The sequence below is a fragment of the Rhodococcus sp. (in: high G+C Gram-positive bacteria) genome, from assembly GCF_049286785.1.
In the GTDB taxonomy this organism is placed as follows: Bacteria; Actinomycetota; Actinomycetes; order Mycobacteriales; family Mycobacteriaceae; genus Rhodococcus_F.
Genome location: NZ_JBAQEO010000872.1, coordinates 1 through 2,317, shown reverse-complemented (window position 1 = coordinate 2,317; position 2,317 = coordinate 1). Strand labels below are relative to the sequence as shown.

Sequence of the window (2,317 nt, the reverse complement as noted above, 5' to 3'; positions counted from 1 at the left end):
CTGTCACACCGCCAACGCCGTTTCTGCTGTCCGTCGGCAAAGAGATCGGGGTGCGCCGCCGCTGTCCGGCGCGGCGCAGCGAACCCGTCCGGCCCTCGATCCCCACAATCACCCACCCAGGTTCCCCACTCCGCCCCACAGTCCTCGACAGGGTCTCGTTCTTCCCGGGCGGATCGATCTGTGCGTCGTTCTACCTGGTGATTCGACGAACGTGGAGCGACTGTGATCTGGGCCCGGACACCCCATCGGCGTGTCCGCAGTCACGTCCAAATTTTCCCCCACTCGATCCAGCAGGTGTTGACCAGCAAGTATTGAGCAAATCGGGGGAGAACACGCCTGATTCTGCCTTGTGAGTGGGGGAAAGTGGGGTACTGTGGTGCGCAGCGGGGAGCGAAGGTGATCCGCCCGGGCCTAGGGCGTTCGATATGAACGCAGTGTGGGAGGTGTCGAGTGTTCCTCGGTACCTACACGCCGAAGCTCGACGACAAGGGGCGGCTCACATTGCCCGCGAAGTTCCGGGATGCGTTGGCGGGAGGGTTGATGGTCACCAAGAGTCAGGATCACAGCCTCGCGGTGTATCCCCGGGAAGAGTTCACCGCCCTTGCACGGAAGGCGGCGGCTGCATCGAGAAGCGATCCGGAGGCGCGAGCCTTCGTTCGTGGACTTGCCGCCGGCACCGACGAACAACACGCAGACGCCCAGGGGCGCATCACCCTCTCGGCAGATCACCGCCGCTACGCCGGTCTGTCCAAGGACTGTGTAGTGATCGGTTCGGTCGATTTCCTCGAAATCTGGGATGCCGCAGCCTGGCAGGCCTACGTCGAGGAGAACGAGGAGAACTACTCGCAGGCAACGGGAGTCGCACTCGGCGAGATCGTCTGAGCGTGACTCGGGTGAATGCCGCGAGGCCTCTGTCCGACGGAACCCTGACGCACTTCCCCAGCGCCAGGTTTTCACTTCGGGCAGGGACCTCGAGGCATTCGCAGTAATCGACCGACCAGAGAAGTTCGTGTGGGCCAGGCGAGAGATAATCGTGAAGTCCACCCGCACCACAGAGCAGGAGCCGGAGAGATCATGGTGGATCACGAGGGAGAAGAATCCTCGCCCGCCGATGGTTTCGGCCACATACCGGTACTACTGCATCGGGCCGACGAACTGCTCGGTCCCGCGCTGACCGCACAGAACCCGGATGGCGGGGGAGCGGTCATGATCGACGCAACTCTCGGTCTCGGTGGACATTCCGAACATTTCCTGCGGAAATACCCTGGCCTGACGCTGATCGGGCTCGATCGGGATCCCCATGCGCTCGAGATCGCCGACGCCCGCCTCGCACCGTATGCCGACCGCATCACGCTCGTGCACACGCGGTACGACGGGATCGCGGATGCTCTCGCACAAGCGGGTCTTCCCTCGACGGAGTCGGTGCACGGAATCCTCTTCGATCTCGGAGTCTCGTCCATGCAACTCGACGAGTCGGATCGAGGGTTCGCCTACTCGGTCGACGCACCGCTGGACATGCGTATGGACCCCACGGTCGGCCTCACCGCAGCAGACGTTCTCAACACCTACAGCCACGGTGACCTCGCACGCATTCTCAGTACTTACGGCGAAGAGCGGTTTGCCGGAAAGATCGCGTCGGAGATCGTCCGGTTGCGGGCGAAGCAGCCGTTCACCACCAGTGCCCAACTGGTCGAATTGCTGTATCGCACCATTCCCGCGGCGACCCGTCGTACCGGGGGCCACCCGGCGAAGCGGACCTTTCAAGCCCTGCGTGTGGAGGTCAACGGCGAACTCGATTCACTTCGGGCAGCGATACCGGCTGCGCTGGACGCGTTGACGGTGGGGGGACGCGTCGTGTTCATGTCGTACCAGTCGCTCGAAGACCGGGTCGTCAAGCACGAAATCACTCCCCGGTCCAAGTCGAAGAGCCCCGAAGGGCTGCCCGTCGAGTTGCCCGGGATGGGACCGGAATTCCGGATCCTCACACGCGGGGCGGAGCGCGCGTCCGAGCAGGAAATCGAAGAGAACCCACGATCAGCACCGGTGCGTTTGCGCGCTGCAGAAAGAATTGCCAGGAGGTTCGCGGCATGACGGTTCAGGTGAGTTCCAGCGATGTGCGCCCCGCGCGCGGAGGCAGTCGTTCGGGGGCGGCGAAGCGGGCTTACGAGCGGCGCACCCAGAGAGCAGCCGTACATACCGGGTCCGCAGCAGCGGTCTCCGGAAAGAACCGTGCCGGGAGCGTTGCAGCCCGTATCCCGTTCGTGGCGACCATCCTTGGTCTGCTCGCGCTGGGGCTCGCCGTCACACTGTTGTTGAC

Annotated in this window: 2 protein-coding genes and 1 pseudogene; all 3 read left to right on the top strand. The window is 63.8% G+C overall.

Translation table 11 applies throughout. The annotated features are described in order from the left end of the window. The first annotated feature begins 450 nt into the window (after positions 1-450). Positions 451-882, top strand: a complete 432-nt coding sequence (mraZ, locus tag WAW17_RS31130) for a division/cell wall cluster transcriptional repressor MraZ (RefSeq protein ID WP_422336689.1) — start codon at positions 451-453, stop codon at positions 880-882. A 192-nt stretch (positions 883-1,074) separates the two neighbouring features. Further along, a complete protein-coding gene (gene rsmH / locus WAW17_RS31125) occupies positions 1,075-2,091 on the top strand; it encodes a 16S rRNA (cytosine(1402)-N(4))-methyltransferase RsmH (RefSeq protein WP_422336688.1) in 1,017 nt (338 codons plus the stop codon). After that, positions 2,088-2,317, top strand: a pseudogene (locus WAW17_RS31120) (hypothetical protein); the annotation flags it as partial. The gene rsmH and the pseudogene WAW17_RS31120, both read left to right, overlap by 4 nt.

Coding starts and splice junctions, on each gene's coding strand:
- rsmH (WP_422336688.1), top strand. CDS start 1,075: ATGGTGGATCACGAGGGAGAAGAATCCTCGCCCGCCGATGGTTTCGGC.